The 21,675-nt window shown below is 41.5% G+C and carries 21 protein-coding genes; 7 read left to right on the top strand and 14 right to left on the bottom strand.

The genetic code is table 11. The features are described from left to right. Positions 1 to 48 precede the first annotated feature (48 nt). Complete coding sequence (locus tag AACU25_RS03115; protein WP_096583453.1) at positions 49 to 2,130, top strand: cation:proton antiporter domain-containing protein; 2,082 nt, start codon at positions 49 to 51, stop codon at positions 2,128 to 2,130. A gap of 284 nt (positions 2,131 to 2,414) precedes the next feature. On the opposite strand, the gene AACU25_RS03110 is transcribed toward AACU25_RS03115, so the two are convergent. Then, positions 2,415 to 2,966 carry a shikimate kinase gene (locus AACU25_RS03110; protein WP_096573863.1) on the bottom strand — a complete coding sequence of 184 codons (552 nt, stop codon included), beginning with the start codon at positions 2,964 to 2,966 and terminating at the stop codon, positions 2,415 to 2,417. 196 nt (positions 2,967 to 3,162) lie between these two features. After that, the gene (locus AACU25_RS03105) at positions 3,163 to 4,755 is read right to left on the bottom strand and encodes an NB-ARC domain-containing protein (RefSeq protein ID WP_096573862.1); all 1,593 of its coding nucleotides are present in this window, start codon (positions 4,753 to 4,755) and stop codon (positions 3,163 to 3,165) included. Positions 4,756 to 5,222: 467 nt separating this feature from the next. Between AACU25_RS03105 and AACU25_RS03100 the strand changes: the two genes are divergently transcribed. Next, the gene (locus AACU25_RS03100; protein ID WP_045869469.1) at positions 5,223 to 5,417 is read left to right on the top strand and encodes a hypothetical protein; all 195 of its coding nucleotides are present in this window, start codon (positions 5,223 to 5,225) and stop codon (positions 5,415 to 5,417) included. Positions 5,418 to 5,578: 161 nt separating this feature from the next. On the opposite strand, the gene AACU25_RS03095 is transcribed toward AACU25_RS03100, so the two are convergent. The 4 genes from AACU25_RS03095 to AACU25_RS03080 form a co-directional block, all read right to left on the bottom strand. Then, positions 5,579 to 6,283: a hypothetical protein gene (locus AACU25_RS03095; protein WP_096573861.1), complete on the bottom strand. Its 705-nt coding sequence runs from the start codon at positions 6,281 to 6,283 to the stop codon at positions 5,579 to 5,581. A gap of 83 nt (positions 6,284 to 6,366) precedes the next feature. Next, positions 6,367 to 6,987, bottom strand: a complete 621-nt coding sequence (locus AACU25_RS03090) for a flavin prenyltransferase UbiX (protein WP_096573860.1) — start codon at positions 6,985 to 6,987, stop codon at positions 6,367 to 6,369. Between the two features lie 16 nt (positions 6,988 to 7,003). After that, positions 7,004 to 9,358, bottom strand: a complete 2,355-nt coding sequence (locus tag AACU25_RS03085) for a ribonuclease R family protein (RefSeq protein ID WP_096573859.1) — start codon at positions 9,356 to 9,358, stop codon at positions 7,004 to 7,006. Between the two features lie 645 nt (positions 9,359 to 10,003). Further along, on the bottom strand, positions 10,004 to 10,147 hold the full coding sequence (locus tag AACU25_RS03080; RefSeq protein WP_190446049.1) for a hypothetical protein: 144 nt from the start codon (positions 10,145 to 10,147) through the stop codon (positions 10,004 to 10,006). Between the two features lie 291 nt (positions 10,148 to 10,438). On the opposite strand from AACU25_RS03080, the gene AACU25_RS03075 reads away from it, so the two are divergent. After that, on the top strand, positions 10,439 to 11,311 hold the full coding sequence (locus AACU25_RS03075) for a hypothetical protein (protein WP_096573858.1): 873 nt from the start codon (positions 10,439 to 10,441) through the stop codon (positions 11,309 to 11,311). Positions 11,312 to 11,470: 159 nt separating this feature from the next. Here AACU25_RS03075 and clpP read toward each other — a convergent pair whose 3' ends face one another. The 3 genes from clpP to AACU25_RS03060 all read right to left on the bottom strand — a co-directional run bounded on the left by clpP (position 11,471) and on the right by AACU25_RS03060 (position 12,589). After that, positions 11,471 to 12,076, bottom strand: coding sequence for an ATP-dependent Clp endopeptidase proteolytic subunit ClpP (gene clpP, locus AACU25_RS03070; protein ID WP_096573857.1), 606 nt, complete (start codon positions 12,074 to 12,076; stop codon positions 11,471 to 11,473). A 147-nt stretch (positions 12,077 to 12,223) separates the two neighbouring features. After that, entirely contained in the window at positions 12,224 to 12,376 is a 153-nt protein-coding gene (locus tag AACU25_RS03065; RefSeq protein ID WP_190446048.1) for a hypothetical protein, read from the bottom strand. Positions 12,377 to 12,412: 36 nt separating this feature from the next. Further along, entirely contained in the window at positions 12,413 to 12,589 is a 177-nt protein-coding gene (locus AACU25_RS03060) for a hypothetical protein (protein WP_339381996.1), read from the bottom strand. Positions 12,590 to 12,916: 327 nt separating this feature from the next. On the opposite strand from AACU25_RS03060, the gene AACU25_RS03055 reads away from it, so the two are divergent. Together AACU25_RS03055 and rdgB are read left to right on the top strand one after the other, a co-directional pair. Then, positions 12,917 to 14,356, top strand: coding sequence for a phosphohexomutase domain-containing protein (locus AACU25_RS03055; RefSeq protein WP_096573856.1), 1,440 nt, complete (start codon positions 12,917 to 12,919; stop codon positions 14,354 to 14,356). 133 nt (positions 14,357 to 14,489) lie between these two features. After that, a complete protein-coding gene (gene rdgB, locus AACU25_RS03050) occupies positions 14,490 to 15,074 on the top strand; it encodes an RdgB/HAM1 family non-canonical purine NTP pyrophosphatase (RefSeq protein WP_096573855.1) in 585 nt (194 codons plus the stop codon). A gap of 253 nt (positions 15,075 to 15,327) precedes the next feature. Here the strand turns inward: rdgB and AACU25_RS03045 are convergent, their stop codons facing one another. The 4 genes from AACU25_RS03045 to AACU25_RS03030 form a co-directional block, all read right to left on the bottom strand. Next, complete coding sequence (locus AACU25_RS03045) at positions 15,328 to 15,666, bottom strand: P-II family nitrogen regulator (RefSeq protein ID WP_017749852.1); 339 nt, start codon at positions 15,664 to 15,666, stop codon at positions 15,328 to 15,330. A gap of 336 nt (positions 15,667 to 16,002) precedes the next feature. Further along, complete coding sequence (locus AACU25_RS03040; protein ID WP_096573854.1) at positions 16,003 to 16,641, bottom strand: hypothetical protein; 639 nt, start codon at positions 16,639 to 16,641, stop codon at positions 16,003 to 16,005. A gap of 210 nt (positions 16,642 to 16,851) precedes the next feature. Next, positions 16,852 to 17,676, bottom strand: a complete 825-nt coding sequence (gene thiD, locus AACU25_RS03035; protein ID WP_096573853.1) for a bifunctional hydroxymethylpyrimidine kinase/phosphomethylpyrimidine kinase — start codon at positions 17,674 to 17,676, stop codon at positions 16,852 to 16,854. A gap of 147 nt (positions 17,677 to 17,823) precedes the next feature. Next, the gene (locus AACU25_RS03030) at positions 17,824 to 18,240 is read right to left on the bottom strand and encodes a hypothetical protein (RefSeq protein WP_096573852.1); all 417 of its coding nucleotides are present in this window, start codon (positions 18,238 to 18,240) and stop codon (positions 17,824 to 17,826) included. 117 nt (positions 18,241 to 18,357) lie between these two features. Here AACU25_RS03030 and AACU25_RS03025 point away from each other — a divergent pair, with 117 nt between their 5' ends. Beyond that, a complete protein-coding gene (locus AACU25_RS03025; RefSeq protein ID WP_096573851.1) occupies positions 18,358 to 20,208 on the top strand; it encodes a S8 family peptidase in 1,851 nt (616 codons plus the stop codon). 154 nt (positions 20,209 to 20,362) lie between these two features. Continuing rightward, the gene (locus AACU25_RS03020; RefSeq protein ID WP_096573850.1) at positions 20,363 to 20,596 is read left to right on the top strand and encodes a hypothetical protein; all 234 of its coding nucleotides are present in this window, start codon (positions 20,363 to 20,365) and stop codon (positions 20,594 to 20,596) included. Here AACU25_RS03020 and AACU25_RS03015 read toward each other — a convergent pair. Continuing rightward, entirely contained in the window at positions 20,583 to 20,906 is a 324-nt protein-coding gene (locus tag AACU25_RS03015) for a thioredoxin family protein (RefSeq protein ID WP_096573849.1), read from the bottom strand. The two genes, AACU25_RS03020 and AACU25_RS03015, sit on opposite strands and share 14 nt — an antisense overlap. Positions 20,907 to 21,675: the final 769 nt, after the last annotated feature.

Below are 21,675 nucleotides of genomic sequence, written 5' to 3'. Positions count from 1 at the left end.
ATAAAAGTTAGGATGCTGATTTTTACCAAATACCTTTCTTGTTTAAAAATGAATCTCAGCTCATTCGCAGAAACTCCTATTATTGCCTTTACAATTCTTTTGGCAGTAATCTTTACTGTACCTCCAATATTTGAACGCTTGAAATTACCTGGATTAGTGGGTTTACTAATTGCAGGTGTAGTTTTAGGACAAAACGGCTTAAAGTTGTTAGATTCTGAGTCTGATACTATCAAACTGCTCTCGGATATTGGCAAAATATATTTGATGTTCGTAGCAGGTTTAGAAATTGATTTAGAGCAGTTCCGCAAAACTAAAAATCGCTCTATAGGTTTTGGAACTTTGACATTTTTAGTACCATTAATTGCAGGTATTGCTGCCGGGCGATTATTTAATTTTAGCTGGAATGCTTCGGTTCTAATTGGTTCTTTACTTGCCTCACATACGCTTTTGGCTTACCCCATTGTCAGCCGTTTGGGAGTTGTCACTAATGAAGCCGTTACAGTGACAATCGGTGCTACTATTTTTACCGATACAGGTGCTTTATTAGTATTAGCAATTTGTGTAGGAATTCATGGTGGGGAATTCTCAGCTATTAGCTTGGCAACTTTATTAGGTGGTTTAGCCATTTACTCTGTAGTAGTGCTATTTGGTTTTGATTGGGCTGGAAAACAGTTTTTTCGCCGCACTGGAGATGAACAAAGTAACCAGTTTTTATTTATCTTATTAGCATTATTCTTGGCTTCTGTAGGGGCGCAGATAATTGGAGTTGAAAAAATTGTCGGTGCATTTTTAGCAGGATTAGCAGTTAATGATGTTCTTGGACGCAGCCCAGTTAAAGAAAAAGTAGAGTTTATTGGGAGTGTTTTGTTTATCCCTTGTTTCTTTGTAGACATGGGATTATTAATTGATATTCCGGCTTTTATCAAAACTCTCAGTTCTATTTGGTTAACTTTAGTAATTGTAATAGCTTTAATTGGTAGTAAGTTTATAGCGGCATTTTTAGCTAAACTGCTTTACCGCTACAACACAGCAGAAATGCTAACTATGTGGTCATTATCATTACCACAGGTAGCAGCTACTCTAGCAGCTACATTAGTTGCTTATCAAACTGTCAATCCTGCGGGTGAACGGCTAATTAATGAAGGTGTATTAAATAGTGTGATTGTGCTGATGCTAGTTACCGCAATTCTTGGCCCAGTAATCACCGCCAGGGTTGCAACTGCATTACAAGTTTCCGAATCAGATTTTGCCACAGATAAGCTGACAAATTGGTGGGATAATTCACAGGAACAACTAGTAGAAGATAAACATAATCCCTTTACAATCATTGTACCGATATACAACCCCCAAACCCAACGTTATCTCATAGAAATGGCAGCCCTAATTGGTCGTCATGAATCTGGGAGAATTGTGCCATTAGCTATTACTAAAGCCCATATCCAAATGGATGATCCGCAATTAGTCACCGCACTGGAGGAAAGTAAGCAAAGATTAAATTTAACTCGAGAAATCAGTCAAGAATTTGATGTAGAAGTTTCACCAGCAATTCGGATTGATGATGATGCAGCTTTAGGAATTAGCCGCACTAGCCGAGAACAAAACGCTAGTTTGGTTGTCATGGGTTGGTCACGGACAACAGGCTTGCGTGCCCGGTTATTTGGTAGTGTGATTGATAGCGTCTTCTGGTCTTCTCACTGTCCGGTGGCTGTAACACGCCTTTTAAGCAGCCCTACAACTATTCAAAGAATCCTCGTACCAGTGGGAGATTTAACACGCCAAACCATAGGCGCTATCAGATTTGCTCAAATTTTAGCCGATGTCAACCAGGCAGAAGTGGTATTGTTACACGTGAGCGATCGCAAAACTCCCCCGCATTTAGTAGACAGATTTGCTGCTCAATTATCGGATATCGCTGCTAAAAGTCAGTTACAGGTAAATACCAACATTCAAACCATTAAGGGTGATGATGTTGCTAGAGTCATCATCCGCGAAGCTGAGAAATTCGATTTAGCAGTCTTACGTTCCGTCCGTTATCGCACCGCCGGTGGATTAGCTGTCAGCCACGTAACAACCCAAGTACTTAGAGAATTAAAATGCTCAATTGTATTGCTGGGAGAACCTGGATATTAGTTGTGTAAGAATTATTAGGATAAGCTGAAAACCTTATAAATAAAGGATTTTAATTAGCCTTCCCAGCTATTAATGCGGTTTCGATTCCCGCCGCCCGCTTTAAATGTAAAATTCTTGTACAGCTTTCGGGCTTTGCATAGTTTGGCAGATTTTTGAACCGCACAGGTAAACTCGAAGTTTCTTACTATTCGCGCAGCGTCTCCACAGCAGAAGGATAAGGAGAAAGCTACGCAGAGTGAGAACGTTATCACAGCAGAATTGCTAATAAATTATGCAATTCTGTCTCAGTTATTGTGAGAAACTGGCGTTTTTAAAACGCTGGGTATAGCTGCAATGACTCTCTCGGCAATTTGTTCTGGTGTTTCACCTTCATTAATAGTTATTTGCAAATCTGCTTGGGAATAAAGCGGTTGTCGTTGTTCGAGAAGCGATCGCAATTTTTCTCTGGGGTCAACATCCTGCAACAATGGCCTTGTATCATCGGCTTGCAATCGTCTGTAAAGCAAATCTACTGGCGCATCTAGCCAAACAATCAAACCGTGGTGCAGGTAACTCCAGTTTTCTTGGCGCGTAACTATACCGCCACCAGTTGCGATCGCTAATTTCGTAAAAGAACACACTTGTGATAAGACATCGCTTTCCAACTGACGAAAGGCTGTTTCTCCTGACTCAGCAAATAGCTGATTGATGGATTTTCCCCCTACTTGAACAATGACATCATCAGTATCTACAAATCCATAACCTAGATGCTTTGCTAGTAAGCGTCCTACTGTCGTCTTACCACTACCCATCATGCCAATTAAATACAGGTTAACCCCTTGTAATAAACTACTCACTAGTTGCTGCGCTCCAATTCTCAGTTATGAGTTGTCTTTACTCCTAACTTTATCAGGAGATTGGGGGTTGGGGATTGGTGACTGGGGATTGGGGATTGGGGATTGGTGACTGGGGATTAGTGACTGGGGACTGAGAAAAAGCAGGGGGGAAAAATAACCAACACCAATTACCCATTACCCATTACCAATTACCAAATCACAAATTTAAATCTCCATTAAGGCAATTATCTCTGATAAAATTTTTTAAGTTTTCTGTCAAAATTGTCTGACTCATACTTAAGTAGCTATCTTTGCCGCGAGTTAAATTTAAGTTTTCCTCAATTAATCGTTCAACTAGATACTCGATTAAAACTGGACTCAGGGAAAAGCGAGATGCTTGTTTTTCGATGAGCGATCGCTTCTGTAATAATTCCATTGCTTCTAAGATTAGTCTTTGCGAAGTCAGAGGTGATAATCCTGGCAATACTGTATCTTTTTGTAACTGTCTAATAGATACGAAGCTGGGGTGGAGAGAAAGCCAATACAACAGGTATTTTTCTATCTGAGATAGGCGGTGGAATTGCTCATCTAAAATAGCTCTTATTTCCCCAAAAATTACTGTTTCCTGGGCTATAAACTCAGATATATTGCCAGCAAACAATTCTTGAATCGTGGTTGCTGCCAATTTAATAAATAATGGATTTCCTGCATACCGTTCTAGTAATGCACTACATTCATCTGATGTAGATTTATGAGTTAAGCCTTTTGTTTTGAGTATTAATATACTTTCTTGCTGAGTCAAACCACTTAATTTAAAAGAACGAATTGGTAGTCTTTCCCCTTCTAGGGCAGCAATTTCTTGAGGTTTTTCTCTACTATTCAAGACTATACAACTTTTATGTTCTATATCTCCTAACCGTTTAATTAACTCTCCATAACCTTGATATTCTTGACGATAGCGAATTTGAGATATCTGAGACTTATGATTATTTTTTATACCTGTGCTACTTGCTAAAATTGCATCCCAAGCATCGAATACAATCAGACACCGACAAGCGCGTAAACCATCTACTAATTGCCAAATTTTACTTTCTAGGGTTTCTGGAATATTTTGATGCGAATTTGGTGAGATAACTTGAATTAGCTGTTCCAAGAGTAGCTCTATCGGAGGAGCAAAATTGAGCGATCGCCAAATCACATACTCAAATTCTTCCTGAATTTCTTCTACCAATTTGACGGAAAACGCAGTTTTACCAATTCCACCCATACCCAATATGGTGACTAACCGACAGCGCTCTTGCAAAATCCATGCTTGAACTTGCGTTAGTTCTTGCGTTCTTCCGTGGAACATAGTAGTATTTATGGCTGCATCACTATGTTGTGTCAGTGTTGATTTATGAGCAGATAAATCGAAATCTCTGTCTCTATTTGTTTTTATAGAACTAATTACTGGTTGTAAGTGAAACCAACCTTTTTTATAACCTGCTTTTTCTAGCAACTGAGTCACCCGACTCCAGGTTTTAACTTTGACAGAGTCACCTGCCTGGTTACTCAGCATTTCTTCTATATATTTATATAATCCGTTAGATAGATAAACTCTAACAGTACTACTACTTCCACTTTGATAAACTACTTTGGCAATTTCTGCTGGACTACAACCACAAAGCAAACCTCGTAGAAATTTCTTTTCTACAGGTGTCAAAGCTTTTCCTTTAGCTGATGCCAAATCTACGTATAATTTTTCTAACTCCCAATAATTTTTAGCTTCGATAAAATCGTCTTCCATTCGAGCAGAACCATCGGTTGCCATTAGCGTTATTTATGTAATTTATGTAACTAAGGCAATATACTAACGATTCTTCTGTGAAATCGGATTAAATTAACGATAAATTTATAACGAATTTAATAACATTCGTTAGGTGACTTAGCGGTTCTTGCTTGGTTATCTTTAGGCTTAACTGAAATTTAATAAAGATTGTTTGAAACTTTAAGCGCACAAATACTGTCAACCTAAATAGCTAAGAATGTCTTTCGTGGAGCGATTTTAGTTAATCATAATACTGTGTTTTTAGTAGCACAGCGTAAGCATTCTCAGATTCAGTTCTTACAAGCTTTCTTCTCTCAATTTAGCAGACAAAGGTGTAAATGATGACTTACTTTCTAAAAAAAATTATACAAAAAACTTTTGCCATTTTAATACTTTAGTCAGAAAAACTACTGTAAAGCTCATCTGAGTCAGTCCAGAGAAATCAAAGTGGTATGTATGAGGTGCGAACCATGACTCGAATTCGTGACGTTGTGCAAAAAGCTTTAGCAAGTGGTTATCTAACTGTAGAGGCGGAAAATCAATTAAGACATCTTTTGACCACTCGGTATGATTTGGAAGATTTTAACGCTTTCATGACTTTGCAGGAAGCCGCTATGAATGGAAATGTCAAGCAGGAGTCCCGTGAGCGTTGCGGTATTAAGTAGCAAGTTGGTGTTTGGTGTTTGTCATTTGTCATTTGGTAATGGGTAATTGGTAATTGGTAATTGGTAAAAGAAATTTCTTCCTCATCTTCCTTATCCCTAGTCCCCAATCCCCATTACCCCTTATCCCCAGAGGGGGCCCCGAGTTCCCCAGTCCCCAATCCCTACTTCCGGGGACGCTCATTCTCATCCTGGAAATCATCTTCGTCCTCAAAAAAGCTCCAATCATCGTCATCATCATTCGCTTGATTAGTAGTCGGGGGTTGATAGGGGGGAATGATGACTCGGTAATCCGCATCGTAAATTGATTCACTCTTTCCTACTGACGTATTTTTGGGATCGCGGTAGTTGTAGGAATACACTGAACCAGATTGAGAAGAACTTTGCGGTTGTTGCGGACGTTCGTAGGTTTTATAGTCGTCATACTCTTGAGCTTGCTGTCTCGGTTGAGATGCTTCCCGCGGCTTCTGCTCAAAATTCCAGTCATCATCTTGATTATTTGTATTCCAGTCGTCAAATTCATCGCTGGAAGTATTTTCGGTTTTACTAGCTGGCGGTGGTGTACTAGCAGGGGGAGGAGTAGGTTCTTTTCTAAAGGTAGTTTTATTACGCGGTGAAGTTGTAGCTGATTTAAAGCGTGTTTGCCGTGGTTGTCTGACAAAATAATTTGATATTTTAAACAAACTGGTAATGAATACAGATGTTAACGCCCCAGCTGCGGTGGCGAACAACATCCACATCGCCAGTGGTAATGCTTGAGTCCGCATACCTAAAAATACTAACGATATAGCAGGTGTCCAATTTTGGGTTAACAACAGCGTTAGTCCCCCCAAGATAGCCACTAGCAGAATTAAGCGAATTACATTCATAGAAATTTAGTAAAGGATAAAGATAAAGGATGAAGGATAAAGCAGAAGAATTACTTCATACTTCATACTTCATACTTCATACTTTAACGATGGCCTTGCCATCGCTGAATGGGAATACAGTCAATATCAAGCTGATCTAAAACACGGGCTACGACAAAATCAACTAAATCTTCAATGGTTTGGGGTTGATGATACCAAGCAGGAATGGCTGGAACAACTCTGACTCCAGCTTCAGCCAAAGCGGTTAAGTTACGCAGGTGAATCAAACTAAAAGGAGTTTCCCGGGGCACTATTACCAACTTGCGACCTTCTTTAATTTGAACATCGGCTGCTCGTTCTAGTAAATCGGAACTCAAGCCGACTGCGAGTTTAGCTACGGTACTCATGCTACATGGCATAATAATCATGCCCAAAGTCCGAAAAGAACCGCTAGCAATTCCTGCTCCAACATCACTCCAAGGATGGCAATAGAGTTTACCAGAGTTGCTGACACCAGCTTGTTCGCGCCAAAATTTTTCTTGAGCAGCTGGTTCTGCTGGCATCCGAATATCCTGTTCAGATTGCCAAACCATGTAAGTAGATTTAGAAGCCACCAGTTCAATTTGATAGTTTGCTGCTAGCAGATATTTCAAAGCACGAACGGCGTAAATCAGACCGGATGCGCCTGATACGCCTAAAATCAAAGGATAAGTATTATTGGACACTTTTGGTTACAAGTATTTACTCATCCTCTCCGTAAGGATCTAAGTCATCGGGATCGAGATGGTTTGATAAATAAATGTCTGATAAATCCTCGCTGGGGGCACTGACATCTAAGCCTTTGGCTACACCATCACTACCAACTGTGACTAAATCAATTTGCTGGCGGTAATAATCGACACTCTTAACTTGTACAGAGACGCGATCGCCTAGTCTGTAAGAAGCACGGTTTTTGCGTCCAAATAGGGCTTGCTGTCTGGCGCGGTATTCGTACCAGTCGTCTTTGAGGGAGCTAACATGAACTAATCCCTCAACGCGCAGTGGTATACCTAAATGACCGCTTGCTGCAACTTCTGCTGCGGGAACTTCGATTTCTACAAAGAAACCGTAAGACTGCACACCAGTAATTACACCCTGAAAAACTTGACCGATGCGTTGTTTCATCAGTTGGGCTTTTTGCAGTCCAGCTAAATCGGCTTCGGCTTCTTGAACTTCTTTTTCTCTGTCGTTAATTTGGATAATTACCCGCGTTAAATCGCTTTGCAGTTCTTGTTGCAATTCTGGGGGTAAAACATTCCAGTTAATTTCTATATGAGAAGAAGAATGACGCAGGTTGATACGTTCTTTCACCCGAGTATTGCGGCGATCGCGTCCGTGTTCCAGCAACGAATAATACACTCGCTGCAACAGCAAATCGGGGTACCGTCGCAAGGGGGCTGTAAAGTGGAGATATTGCGGTAAAGCCAGTCCAAAGTGGGGCCATTTGGTAGTAGTGTAACTCGATGGCTTCAGGGTATCTTGCAACAAGTAGGTCAAAACTTGCTCCGATGCAGATTCCACAAACGCCCTGGTTAAATGTTGATAATCGAGGGGCTGGATATCTACTTCTGGTTCTAGCGCCAGTTCCACACCCAAATTAATCGCCAATTTCAGCATTTCTTGGACATCTTCAGCATCTGGCGTACCTTGGACGCGCCAAATCGCGGGTACTCCCAGGGCGCTAAAGTGAGTAGCTGTTAGTTGATTGACTAACAGTACCAACTCGGTTAGCAGCGAATGTACAGGTAAATCATTAACTACCACAGCTCCCAAAATTCCCTCATCGTAGTAGGGATTTTGATTAGGCGGCAAATTTAACTGTAAGCTACCGCGAGCCAAACGCACCTGTTTCACAGCTTTCCGTAACTCTTCGAGGTCTTGTAGAGTTTGGACAACCTGCTCAGATTGCTTGTGAGAATCACCATTGAGAACGGCTTCGGCTTGTTGTTTATTCAGGGCGGTATCTACCTGAATCACACTGGGTTGAATTTCCCAATCGATGACTTCGCCGGATTTGGGATCAATATTAATTAAAAATGATAGGGTTAAGCGATCGCTCCCGGCTACTAAAGAGCAGCGATCAGCTACCGCATCTGGGAACATCGGTAGTACTAATTCTCCCAGATACACAGACCGCCCGCGCCTCAGGGCTTCCCGGTCGAGTGCTTCATCTGGCTGAACATAGTGAGATACATCGCTAATATGTACCCCCAAACGCCAAGCACCATTAGCGGTTTTTTCCAAACTAAAGGCATTTTCTACGACTTTGGGATCGCCATTAGCGCCCGCGATCGTCAAGGTAAACAAACTGCGTAAATCTAGCCGATTTTTCAAGTCGGCTTTTAATAGTCTTTTTGGTAACTTGGTAGCAGCTTCGGCTACTGTCTCAGAGAAATTACGGGCTAAATCATGTTTACAAGTGACCAAATCGATATCAGCGGCCGCTTCTGCGTCGCTACCCAAAATTTGCACCACTCGACCCAGTGGCGGATATTGTGCTAGGGGATAACGTAGTACTTCTACATGGGCTAGGTGATCGAGGGCCTCTTCTAATTTCATGCCATTTGTTTGCAGTTTCAATTCAAACAGCAGGCGATCATCAAGAGGAACTGCGCGAAAGCCGCTTTCTACTTGCTTAATCCGGGCCAGTAAAGTGTGATTTGAGCGTTCGAGAATCAGCTTCACCTCGCCTTCGGGGGAGCGACGACGGCTACCTTCTTTGAGGACTCTCACCAAAACGCGATCGCCATTCCACGCATTACTGAGATGGCTTTCACGAATGTAAATATCCTCAGCGCCTTCTACATCTTGAATTGCGAAGCAAAAACCCTTACTAGAACAGCGGAGTTTGGCTTCAATCAACCCTTCTTCAGTCACGCGGCGATATTTACCCCGTTCTTTGACTAAAATTCCGATTTTTTCTAAGATGTCTAGAGCAATGTGAAGTTTTTGTAAACTATTTTCATCCTCGCAGCCAAGTTTCTTTTCCAAAACTTTACGAGCTACCAATTTATCATCGGTGAAATTGGCAAGGAGTGTAGCGATTGAAAATTCCATGCAGTGAACCGACCTTTGGTCAAAACATCATTTTTCTTTTAATCTGTTGTTTCCTGTATACCCTCACGGACTACAGATACGAGCTAGAAACTAAATACCCGCAAGCAGGGATTCTGAAGTTCCAAGGGAAGGAGCCGACTCACCCTGCGAAAAGGCGCAGAAGTGACTACATTCTCACTGCACGACAATCTCAGAATTCTTCTGCGGTTGAGTTCCTTCATCCAGTCCAACGGACAAAGCACGCCTGATCGGATTTTGCCCCATGAGGTAATTACGCGACCGATTTTTGAGATGCTTGGTTGGTAGAACTATCCATGCTGCTCAAAAATGCTATGCAGGGGAACAGGTGTTTAATTGTCTAGACTGAAGGTACTTTTACAGCATGAGAATCTGATTTTTACCTAGGAGAAACTGCCGATAAACCCAATTTTCCCATATGTAGAATCGGTAACAATTAGGTAAGCAGCTTAAGATACAGTGAGGGCGAACCTTATCTTCATTATTGTAGATTTAGAGCGCACTTCCAGAAAATAGTTCTGCATATCGAATTGGGTAATTAGTATAGCATTGAAGGCGATGCTACTCAGATTTTGCCATCAGTAGCTAAAAATTTTCTCGCAAAAGAGCTACTGCTACAATCAGGGACTAGGAGTAAGGTGCCAATACTACTTTGATCCATAACAGTATGGCAAAGTAAGCGATCGCCAGCTTTTCACTCCAAACTGATGAGTGGATAAGTTTTGTGGAAAGAAGATGTTGATTTGCGATCGCTGAGTACGTAGTCAGCACTTAAGCCTGAGATATTTCTCAAGATTTTTCTAGTGCAATACTAGTACAATAGCCAGAAATAAAGCTACTATTCAAAATAGGCAAAAGCTTATTGCATAGGCTTTTTGACTTTTTAATGCCTAATCGTGACACTAGTACATTACTGTAGAAATCAACAGAGCATCTCACAAAGTCTCATCAATTCAAAATACAATTCTTGTGACTTTTACTTACTCTTTAGCGGTACTAGCTTGTATACATAGGTAGTATCAACCCCCTTTATTCAACAGTCTTAAAATTGGTGGCATTATGATGTTGGCTCAATTCCAGAGCTTGTATCCCAAAGGTAGTATTATTTCTGAGTTAGTGCAAATTTTTCAAGGAAAATATATTGTCCGTGTTAGCGTCCAAATCGAAGGCGTAACCCGCACCACTGGTTTAGCAGCCGCAGAAACCATCGAAGCAGCCGAAGATAACGCCAGAAATCGGGCATTAATGGTTTTAGGGACAGAAAACGCGCCTCAGGAAACGGTGGTAACTGTTCCACCGCCCGCATCACCGTTGCAAGCTCATCCTGACTTGAACAAAACTAGTAAGTTTAATGAGTCGGCTTATTCTCCTAGCAAAGAACCAGAATTTGGCAGTAGTCAGTGGTCAGTACCCGGTAGCAAAGAAGTATCAATACTGCCTGATAATGGACAGCATAACCAACCAGATAAACTCACAACCGACATTCGCAGCGCCAGTAAATCCGATACTTACAGCCCAGAATTCGGTCAGCCCTTACCGATAAATACTGAGTTAGAAGCCCAGTTTGATACCCCAGGCGATTTAGACATTACATCTAGCAGCGAGCCAGAAATTTTACCTTTATCAGACATTACCCCTAGTAATGTTAAACCCTTTACTCCTCGCAGTTACAGTTCCTCTGAAGATGTGGGAACACCAACAGTAACAACAGGGAAGAAAAGGAAGAAAAGCGAACCCGTAGATTTATCTGATGTGATTGCCAAAACTGATGTCGAACTTCAGCGCTTGGGCTGGACACCAGAACAGGGAAGGGAGCATTTAATTAAAACCTATGGTAAGCGGGGGCGGACTTTGCTGACTGAAGATGAATTACACGGATTTCTTCAATACTTAGAATCTCAACCCACGCCAAAAGATCCGTTAATGGGATTTTGATGGGTTTGTCATTTTTCCTTTGTTCTTGGTTATTAATAAATACCCCCCTTAACTTTCTTTCCTGAGTGGTGAAGAGGTTTTAAGGGGGGATTTTGATTCATGGGATCAACGAAGGTCTATCACCACTAAAACAAATAACCAATGACCAATGACCAATGACTATACAACAGCCATCGGTCGGCTACCTGCGGAATGACGGTCAATAACTTGGTCAATTAAGCCATAGTCTCTCGCTTCCTCTGGCGACATAAAGAAGTCGCGTTCAGTATCTTCGGCAATGCGTTCAAGTGGTTGACCTGTGTGGTCGGCTAAATAGTCGTTTAGCCGGCGCTTGTGATATAAAATTTCCCGCGCTTGAATTTCAATATCAGTTGCTTGACCCTGCGCGCCACCTAAAGGTTGATGAATCATAATCCGAGAATGGGGTAGACTCATCCGCTTACCTTTAGTACCTGCACTGAGCAGAAAAGCGCCCATGCTGGCAGCTAATCCGGTACAAATGGTACAGACATCAGGGCGAATATGCTTCATAGTATCAAAAATGCCCATACCAGCAGTTACCGAACCGCCTGGAGAGTTGATGTACAAATAAATATCTTTCTCCGGGTCTTCAGCATCCAAAAACAGTAGTTGGGCAACAATCAAGTTCGCTATGGAGTTATCAACCTGTTGTCCTAAAAAGATAATCCGTTCACGCAATAGACGTGAGTAGATATCAAAGGCGCGTTCGCCGCGACCCGATTGTTCAATGACTATAGGAATCATGCAGCCTACTTGTAGCTATTTAAATCCATTTTATCGAGCGCAACGGCTAATTGTTGGGATTTGGGGTTTGTCATTTGTCATTTGTTATTAGTTAAGAGTCAAGGGTCAAGGGTCAATGGTCAAAAGTTATTTAACGCGATGTGCAACTTATTCCGTCACAAGACTATCAAACTGTAATGGTTCCAAACCAAACAGACGATTTAGCCAGACACAAACAGTATGAGCCAAGACTTGTTGTAGCTCTTGCTTATACTGCCGCAGGTTTGCAGCTTGTCGTACAAAGGTTGAACGGCTTTTCATCTGGGGAAACATTGAGAACCAATAACGGCGAAAGTATTACCAGATACCTTTATCCGTATCGATACCTTGAAACTCTGCCACAATTTCCATTGTAATTACTTCACTGTCACTTAAAGATGCCTGAAATCCTCGACTACGCATAGGTTTCCCATTGGTCACTTCCTTCAATAAATCATCTACGCAGCAAAATACTGCTGTGATAAAGTCTTCCATAGATAACATTTGTTCCACCCTGGCAAGAGATAACAATCACAATCTCTGGCTTAAGCATAGGGTGGGACTTTCATCTTTGGAAAGTTGCACATCGCGTCGGGTTAAGAATTTTCAACTCAGAATTGGGTTTGGGGGAAATGGTGAAAGGGTAAGGGTTAAAAGTTTTTTCTTGCCCCTTTTCCCCTTCCCCTTTTGCCCTTTACCGACAAGTATTGCATCCCTGATTTATGCTTAGTAGCAATTATACTTAGTAATATACTAGAATTTTTTACACAGGATACTGTATAAAATAGTAGAATCCGCAGGTAAAAAATTTAGGATACCTTCATGCCAGTTGTAGCGAACTCCATCAAATTTGGTACAGACGGCTGGCGAGGCGTGATTGGTGATGAGTTCACCTTTGAACGCCTCGCCTTAGTTGCACCAGTAGCAGCAAAAGTATTATATGATACGTATTTCTCTAGCGTTGGTAGCCGGACGATTGTTGTCGGTTACGATCGCCGATTTATGGCGGAAGACTTTGCCCGTGTTGTTGCAGATGCTGTTACCGCTGTTGGATTTGATGTGCTACTTAGCGAAACCTATGCACCCACTCCAGCTTTTAGTTGGGCAGCGAAACAACTCAATGCTTTGGGTGCATTGGTAATTACAGCTAGTCATAATCCTGGTTCATATTTAGGGTTAAAAGTCAAAGGCTACTTTGGCGGGTCGGTATCACCGGAAGTTACCAAAGAGATAGAAGCGCTATTACCCCAAGGAATACCGACAAAAGCAGATAATCCAGGCAAATTAGAGACATTTGATCCTTGGCCTAGTTACACCGCAGGTTTAGAGAAGAAAGTTGATATTGCTAAACTGCGAGATGCCATAGCTTCTGGGAAACTGACTGTATTTGCTGATGTGATGCATGGGGCTGCGGCGGGTGGACTAGCCCGATTACTAGGTGATCGCGTCCATGAACTTAACAGCAATCGCGACCCTTTATTTGGTGGTGGCGCACCAGAACCCTTGCCTAAATACCTGTCAAAGCTATTTGAGGTGATAAAAACTCATCAACAAACCAATAAAACAGCTTTAACAGTGGGATTAGTGTTTGATGGGGATAGCGATCGCATTGCAGCTGTAGACGGATCAGCCAATTTTTTGAGTTCTCAGGTGCTAATCCCGATATTAATTGACCATTTAACCTTAAGACGCAATTTTAGTGGTGAAATCGTCAAAACAGTCAGTGGTTCTGACTTAATTCCCCTAGTGGCAAAATTACACAACCTCTCAGTGTTTGAGACAGCAGTAGGTTACAAATACATTGCTGACAGAATGCTAGCTGCAGAGGTGTTGTTAGGGGGCGAAGAGTCAGGTGGAATTGGCTATGGTAGCCATATCCCCGAACGGGACGCGCTGCTATCAGCCTTGTATGTTCTAGAAGCAATCGTGGAATCTGGAAAGGATTTAGGCGAATATTATCAGGACTTACAACAGCAAACTAATTTCATATCAGCCTATGATCGCATTGATTTACCCCTAGCGAGTATGGAAGTGCGATCGCGTCTTTTGCAGCAACTGCAAACCCAACCTTTAACAGAAATTGCAGGACAAGCCGTAATTGACTGCAAAACTATTGACGGCTACAAATTCCGGTTGGCTGACAACAGTTGGTTAATGATTCGTTTTAGCGGGACTGAACCAGTATTACGCCTGTACTGCGAAGCCGCGACAATTGAGCGAGTACATCAAACTCTTGCGTGGGCGAAACACTGGGCAGAGTAAAATTAGTCAAAAGTCGAGAGTCGAGAGTCCAAAGTCTAAAATCCAACATTTAAAATCCAAAATCATAATACTTGACCTTTGACCCTTGACCCTTGACCCTTGACCTTTGACCCTTGACCTTTGACCTTTGACCATGACTAAACTACTTGTAGTAGCCACCGGAAATCCAGGTAAATTGAAAGAAATGCAACAATACTTGGTTGATTCTGGTTGGCAATTAACTCTTAAACCAGAAGAATTAGAAATTGAAGAGACAGGTGATACTTTTGCAGCGAATGCTTGTCTGAAAGCTTCTCAAATTGCCAAAGCAACGCAAAGTTGGGCAATTGCCGATGATTCTGGCTTACAAGTAGATGCGTTAGATGGCGCACCTGGGGTATATTCTGCACGCTATGCTAGAACCGACTCAGAACGTATTGCCAGGGTATTGAACGAATTGGGTAGCGAAGTCAACCGCAAAGCGCAATTTGTCTGTGCCGTGGCGATCGCTAATCCTAACGGTGCGATCGTTTTAGAATCTGAAGGGGTTTGTCATGGCACAATACTCCATGCACCTCGTGGTAATCGTGGCTTTGGCTACGATCCCATTTTTTACTTTCCAGATAAGCAATTAACCTTTGCAGAAATGACACCACAGTTGAAGAGGTCGATTAGCCATCGAGGTAAGGCTTTTGAATCATTACTTCCTAAGCTAGCAGGGTTGAGTACTAAATTTTGATTTGGATAAATTCGTCAGATTTGACAATTTAAAGTCTTCACTTAGATTGATTTGGGAATTAAGAGATGAAATACTGGAATAAGTTCTGAATTTGAGTTTATTTAGCCAAATTATTAGCTTTTTTAGCTAACAACTCAGCAATGCCAGTTGCTGCAAAGGAGGATAACCTCAACGCCAGCTACCTACAACGGAAAAACTGTTTTCAGTGCTGGCTTTGCAACGCACTGGCTGATAAAAACTAAATGTTCAGACTTTAAACGGCTTCGGTATTTTTTTCTCCAGTACGAATCCGCACAACTTGCTCTACAGGAGAGATGAAAATCTTACCATCACCAATTTCACCAGTGCGGGCAGCAGCAATAATTTTATCTACTACCATATCAACTTGGTTGTCTTCAACAACGATTTCTACTTTGAGTTTTTGCAGAAATTCAACGGTGTACTCCGAACCACGATAGCGTTCAGTTTGACCTTTTTGTCTACCGAAGCCTCGAACTTCAGAAACTGTCATACCGACAATCCCTGCATTAACCAAGGCAATTTTCACTTCATCAAGCTTAAATGGGCGGATAATCGCTTCTACTTTTTTCATGTTTTGGTCTCCTAAATTTCTACTAGCTTCGTTAATCTATCTAAGCAGATCCCTTGTCTCAGACTTTAACTAGTAGGATTATTTTAAAAATAATATGTAATAATTTACGACTTTATTTGCCCTATGGGAACAATTATGAAATTAGCCATGATAAATCTGACTAATTCAATAGTCGTTATGGTTATGACATGAGAAAAAATCCCTCTATTTAATATTAGAGGATGTGTGTGTTGCAACTAATATTTATATAAATTCCCTGAATTAACCTCTAGGAGTTGAGCAAATAATTTAAGAGCAATTGTGTAAGCAGCTAAAGCCAAAAACAAAAAAGCGGAATTAACGACTTTGATGTTCAAAGAAGGGACGCACAACCAAATACCCAGCGCTAAAAGCAGTTAGCATAATTAATAAAATTGAGATTGCTAACCACCATCCGCTTATTTCTTTGGGTTCCGACTCATTAGGGCCATAGTATCTGACCTCTTGCTCTTCTATTAATATTGTTTCCGGTATCGAGGGTAGCATTTCTGTTACGGGTACAGGAATATGAGTGCGATCGCCTTTAGCGCCTTTAGCGCCTTTAGCACTGGGGACTTCGGGTTTAGCGGTTGGACGGCTAGCAACTTGCTGACGCGGACGTGCTTCTTTAGCTGGAGGCTGCTTGGTTGCGGCTGTAGTATTCGCCTCAGGAGTTGGTGCTGGGCGATCGCTGGGTTTAGCAGGTGGCGGAGTTGGTACATCCACCAACTTTTGCAAATGCAATAAAGACTCAACAACTTTGGTAATTTCTTGTCGCAGCAGTTGATTTTCTTGCACTAGTTTATGATTTTTAGATGTCAGTGCATCTATTTGTATTTGTGCTGACTTTAACTCATCCGCCAACTCCCGATATACGGAAAGTGGTACAGATGGCGGCTGGGCTGGAGCCTTGTCTGCATCTGGATTGTAATAAATAGAACTTGTAGTTGTTACCATTTGTCGCCTGGTATTAAAAATCGAGGTAATTCATTATGTTGTAGAGATACTATCAGAGATAGTCAACTCTGAAACCATACTGAAGAATTATTGAAAAATTATTGAATAGAGAAAAAAGTAGGGATTGGGTAATGGGTAATGGGTGATAGATATTTGTTATTTCTCCCTCATCTTCCTCATCCCCCTCATCGCCCTCATCTTCCTTATCGCCTAGCCTTTCTGAAGCAAAGGGAAGAAATGACCCACAGGGCCTTGTCCTTTGCCAATATCGAGGGAATAAGTGAGTGCAGTTGTAACATAGTTTTTTGCTTGCTGCACTGCTGTTAAGAGGTCTTTATTTTGAGCTAAATTGGCGGCGATCGCAGCTGATAAAGTACAACCAGTACCGTGGGTATTTTTGGTCTCTACTAGTTGGGTAGTTATAGTTTCTAGATTTTGCCCATCAAACCAGATATCAACACCACGTAAGTTTCCTTGCATACCTCCACCTTTGACTAAAACTGCTTTTGCACCTAATTTACGGTGGATGGTTTCGGCTGCTGCTTGCATATCTTCCAGGGAATTAATCGCTAAACCACTCATAATTTGGGCTTCATAGCGGTTTGGTGTGACAATAGCAGCTTGCGGTACTAAAGCACTACAAAGAGTCTGTACCGCGTCATCGTCAATCAATTGTGCCCCTGTGCGTGAAACCATTACCGGATCAACTACTAAGTTATTGATTTTCCCAGCTTCTACTTGTTGAGCAACAGCTAAGATAATCTCCTTGTTGAGCAACATTCCTGTTTTTGCAGCTTGTACACCAATATCCTCAACCACCGCCTGAATTTGGGCTACTACAGCCTCTACAGGCATAGCATCAACTCGGGTGACCCCCAAGGTATTTTGCGCCGTAATGCAGGTAATAGCACTAGTTCCGTGGACACAGTGAAAAGCAAAAGTGCGTAAATCCGTTTGAATTCCCGCACCACCACCACTATCTGAGCCAGCAATAGTTAAAGCAACAGGTATCTTTGATTGTGTAACAGCGTTCATTTGATTTAAGGTTAAGAGTTAAGAGCTAAGGGTTCAAGGTCAAGATTTCAGTATATTTATTCATCTTGAATTATTAAATATTTTGTTCCCATTACCCATTACCCATTACCCATTACCCATTACCCATTACCCATTACCCATTACCCATTACCTAGTTCCTAATTTACTTTGTAAATACTTCCCCCATTCTGCTGCTAAAGGGATTTCAGTAAAAGGGACTTTCACAGATTTGGCTGATTCGGGAAAGAGAAATTCTAATTCAATCTGACGACCTTTTTCTGGTGGTGAGTCTAAATTGGATGATTTTTCATCAACTAAAAGATTGATTGTTTGGACATCATCTAAAGAAAAGGTTTCCAGTTTAATTGGCCCCTTGGGTGTAGGTTTTCCCCAAGTTATATTGTTACCTTTTTGACCCAATACTGCATAGATATCATACTTTGCCCGTTCAAATTGCTCGGCCCAGCTGCGGTAAGCTTCAACTTTTTGATACTCTTTTGAGCCTTGCCAAGCCAACCAGAAAAACATCGCTAACAAAGGCAACCACAATAGACCATGTTCCATTGTTTCAACAGTCCTGAGTGCTAAGTGAAAGTTTTAACTTAAGTGCAAAATACACCAACTAGGGGCACAGATAAGTTATCGTAGTGAGCAACTGGCAAAAAGCGGTGATGACTTTATATGAGAAGGCTTATAATATTTTGCTTGTTTCTCATTGGGCTGGGGGCTGCTGTATTTGGGTTCCTCAATTTTCAGGGACTAGCAGCCAAAGGTGAGTTTGAGACGATTCTGCTTGATTTTCGTGAAGATATACCTAAAGAGGTAGTAGAGAAAAACTTACAAGCGATCGCTCAACAATATCAGGTTACACCCCAACTCGATAATAAATTTTCAGCAAAAGATAATGTGTATATTATCAAAGGCGATCGCCAACGGCTGAAAGAACTGCAAAAATCACAATTCAATTCAGCTACAGAATTTATCGAGCCAAATTATATTTACAAGATTCCCCAACCGGGTAAAGCTGCTTTTTTGGGAGAATTTTTAAAACCCAATGAAGATGAGGAGAATGTAACTCCCTCATTAACTGGCCCTAATGACCAGTATTACAGTAAGCAGTGGAATTTACATAATATTGGCATTGAAGGTGCGTGGAGTCAAACCAAGGGCAGTGGCATTACAGTTGCTGTCATTGACACTGGTATTACTCGCGTACGCGACTTATATGAAACGAAATTTGTCAAAGGCTACGATTTCGTTAACGATAGAGAAGAAGCCAAAGACGATAACGGACATGGTACCCATGTTGCAGGTACTATCGCCCAAGCTACCAATAATAAATATGGTGTAGCTGGTATTGCCTACGAAGCCAATCTCATGCCATTGAAGGTATTGAATGATTATGGTGGTGGTACAGTTGCCGATATTGCCGAAGCGATTAAATTTGCTGCTGATAAAGGCGCAGATGTCATTAATATGAGCTTGGGTGGTGGCGGAGAAAGCCAGTTAATGAAGCAAGCCATTGACTATGCCCACAACAAAGGTGTTGTGATTGTGGCTGCGGCTGGTAACGAAAACGCGAATGGTGCTAGTTATCCAGCGCGTTATCCCCATGTTATTGGCGTTTCGGCATACGGCCCAGACAGTGAAAAAGCCCCATATTCTAACTTTGGTGCTGGGGTTGATATTTCCGCCCCTGGTGGTAGCGAAGCTGGCAAGATTCTCCAAGAAACCATCAATGAGCAAGGTGAAGGCGTGTTCCTTGGCTTCCAAGGTACAAGTATGGCATCTCCCCACGTTGCTGGTGTAGCTGCATTAATCAGAGCTAAAGGTATCACAGACCCCGATGAAGTTTTAAAAGTCCTCAAACAGTCTTCACGGGTTATCCAAGAAGATGGTTTAAACTACTACGGTTCTGGACTGCTAAATGCCGAAGCTGCTGTTAAACTTGCAACTGAAGGTCAAATTAGCTTCTCTGATTTCTTCCGTTGGTTAAGGGATAACGGCTATCTCAACCCTGGATTTTGGATTGATGGCGGTGCTGTAGCGCTGTTACCCAAAATTTTGATGGTACTTGGTTCTTATCTATTAGCTTGGTTTTTACGAGTTTACTTTCCTTTCACTTGGAGTTGGTCTTTATCCAGTGGTTTAATTGCTGGTAGTTCAGGACTATTCTTCCTCAAGGGAATTTATATCTTTGACCTTCCTCAATGGCCTTTCCGACTTTTGGGTAGTTCCATTCCCGAATTAGGTAACAGTCTCCAAGGAACTGGTGATTTAAATCCCTTGTTTGCCAGCGTATTAATTCCTATAGTTCTCGTTGCCTTACTACTGGGACATCCTAGCGGTAAATGGTTTGCCATTGGCTCTACCCTTGGTGTAGCAGCCTGTTTGACAGTCAGTGCCCTTTACGATCCTGCTGTTTGGGGTTTGGGCAGTAGTCACTTAGCCCGTGTTTTCTTGATTGCTAATGCGCTGCTGTGTTATGGATTAGCTCGTTTAGCGTTGAAAAACGAAAGACAAGTAGCCTAGTTAATTAGCTTATATGCAGTAGAGAAAATATTCTCGCATTCAGGCTATTCAGGCTCAAGGAGGATGAGAAAAGGGGATAAACAAGTCAAAATTCATAATTATCCCCTATTTCCTCTAAACAAACACCCAACACCAAATAACAATCAGCAATTATATGAGTACTACATTTACAGGCACTATTGAACACCGCGACATCGGTACAGGCGCTTGGGCGCTAGTTACCGATGAAGGCGTTACTTATGAACTTCCTAGAAGTGTAGATAAAAAATTATTAAAAGCAGGACAAAAAGCCAAAGTTACAGGTAAGGTACGTGAAGATGTCATGACTACTGCCATGATTGGCCCTGTCCTGGAAGTAAAATCTTTTGATGTAATTAGTTCTGATTAGCTGCGGAAGCTAAAACTTCTTGTAAACGGTTTCTAAATTCGCCTTTGGGATGGCCTCCTTTCACCTCACCAATAATCTGGAACTCTCCTTCAGGAGAATCGCAGAGAATGTAGGTAGGCCATCCCATTTCTGATTTATCGGGATATTGAGTTAACAAAATTTTACGATACTTGCGATAAGTAGCCGTATCCTGCATTTTGACATCAATGAATTGCAAACCGAGTTCTTCAGCTACCTTTTGGTCATAAAATGACATTTTGTGGCAAATGCCGCATTCTTCCGAAGAGAACTTAATTACTGCTAAATTCATTTGACTGTGCGACTATTTGGACATAGGCAAGCTATTGTAGCAGAAAATCTTGAATCTCAGCCGCATCGCATGGCAAATAGTAATAAATACTGACCTTGATTCAGCTAAATTCTTGAAAAATAATTAAAAATTATGCCAATTTGGCAGATATATTGTGGAATAACAATATGTACCTGCCTAATAGCCCATAAAAAGGTAGAAATTTAGTCAGGGAAAGGCATAACGAGTATCGAAAAATAATGATAAGATAAATGTAATTAACGATGACAGCAAGATAAGCGATCGCTAAGACACGATATTCAGAAATTTAATTTCAGAGCGCGGTTTTTGTGCTAGAATATATGCCTCATCAATTATCAGTGGGCAGCTAGAGGCAAACTATCTCCTCAAAAAACCCCTAGTATGTATGAGCCTACCAGGGGAGTTAGTTATCAGGGTGCATCTACCAATTTATTGTTCTTATGTTAAATACAATCTTCCGGATAATTTTTGATAAAGGGAGATTGTTGTTTTTTCAATAATAAAAAAATCCCCCAGTAGGTATGAGCCTACCAGGGGAGTTAGTTATCAGGGTGCATCTACCATTTGATTGTTCCAGAAGAAATCTAGATGCTCCGGATAAATTTCTGGTGCGTCGTCAATTATTGTTGAAAAACAAAAACCCCTAGAGGCTGTAGCCAACTAGGGGAGTGAGTTATCAGGGTGCATCTACCACTTAATTCTTCTTGTGCAGCTACCCTTATCCGGATAAATTTTTGACCGCTTCGCT

Source organism: Tolypothrix tenuis PCC 7101 (assembly GCF_963874875.1).
GTDB classification, from domain to species: domain Bacteria; phylum Cyanobacteriota; class Cyanobacteriia; order Cyanobacteriales; family Nostocaceae; genus Aulosira; species Aulosira tenue.
The sequence above is the reverse complement of the archived record's forward strand: the minus strand, read 5'-3'. Positions and strand labels throughout refer to the sequence as shown.

What these genes read in the sequence shown, in the direction of transcription:
- AACU25_RS03115 (WP_096583453.1), top strand. Translation starts at nt 49, where the DNA reads ATGAATCTCAGCTCATTCGCAGAAACTCCTATTATTGCCTTTACAATT.
- AACU25_RS03105 (WP_096573862.1), bottom strand. Translation starts at nt 4,755, where the DNA reads ATGGCAACCGATGGTTCTGCTCGAATGGAAGACGATTTTATCGAAGCT.
- AACU25_RS03100 (WP_045869469.1), top strand. Translation starts at nt 5,223, where the DNA reads ATGACTCGAATTCGTGACGTTGTGCAAAAAGCTTTAGCAAGTGGTTAT.
- AACU25_RS03095 (WP_096573861.1), bottom strand. Translation starts at nt 6,283, where the DNA reads ATGAATGTAATTCGCTTAATTCTGCTAGTGGCTATCTTGGGGGGACTA.
- AACU25_RS03085 (WP_096573859.1), bottom strand. Translation starts at nt 9,358, where the DNA reads ATGGAATTTTCAATCGCTACACTCCTTGCCAATTTCACCGATGATAAA.
- AACU25_RS03075 (WP_096573858.1), top strand. Translation starts at nt 10,439, where the DNA reads ATGTTGGCTCAATTCCAGAGCTTGTATCCCAAAGGTAGTATTATTTCT.
- clpP (WP_096573857.1), bottom strand. Translation starts at nt 12,076, where the DNA reads ATGATTCCTATAGTCATTGAACAATCGGGTCGCGGCGAACGCGCCTTT.
- AACU25_RS03065 (WP_190446048.1), bottom strand. Translation starts at nt 12,376, where the DNA reads ATGAAAAGCCGTTCAACCTTTGTACGACAAGCTGCAAACCTGCGGCAG.
- AACU25_RS03060 (WP_339381996.1), bottom strand. Translation starts at nt 12,589, where the DNA reads ATGGAAGACTTTATCACAGCAGTATTTTGCTGCGTAGATGATTTATTG.
- AACU25_RS03055 (WP_096573856.1), top strand. Translation starts at nt 12,917, where the DNA reads ATGCCAGTTGTAGCGAACTCCATCAAATTTGGTACAGACGGCTGGCGA.
- rdgB (WP_096573855.1), top strand. Translation starts at nt 14,490, where the DNA reads ATGACTAAACTACTTGTAGTAGCCACCGGAAATCCAGGTAAATTGAAA.
- AACU25_RS03045 (WP_017749852.1), bottom strand. Translation starts at nt 15,666, where the DNA reads ATGAAAAAAGTAGAAGCGATTATCCGCCCATTTAAGCTTGATGAAGTG.
- AACU25_RS03040 (WP_096573854.1), bottom strand. Translation starts at nt 16,641, where the DNA reads ATGGTAACAACTACAAGTTCTATTTATTACAATCCAGATGCAGACAAG.
- thiD (WP_096573853.1), bottom strand. Translation starts at nt 17,676, where the DNA reads ATGAACGCTGTTACACAATCAAAGATACCTGTTGCTTTAACTATTGCT.
- AACU25_RS03030 (WP_096573852.1), bottom strand. Translation starts at nt 18,240, where the DNA reads ATGGAACATGGTCTATTGTGGTTGCCTTTGTTAGCGATGTTTTTCTGG.
- AACU25_RS03025 (WP_096573851.1), top strand. Translation starts at nt 18,358, where the DNA reads ATGAGAAGGCTTATAATATTTTGCTTGTTTCTCATTGGGCTGGGGGCT.
- AACU25_RS03020 (WP_096573850.1), top strand. Translation starts at nt 20,363, where the DNA reads ATGAGTACTACATTTACAGGCACTATTGAACACCGCGACATCGGTACA.
- AACU25_RS03015 (WP_096573849.1), bottom strand. Translation starts at nt 20,906, where the DNA reads ATGAATTTAGCAGTAATTAAGTTCTCTTCGGAAGAATGCGGCATTTGC.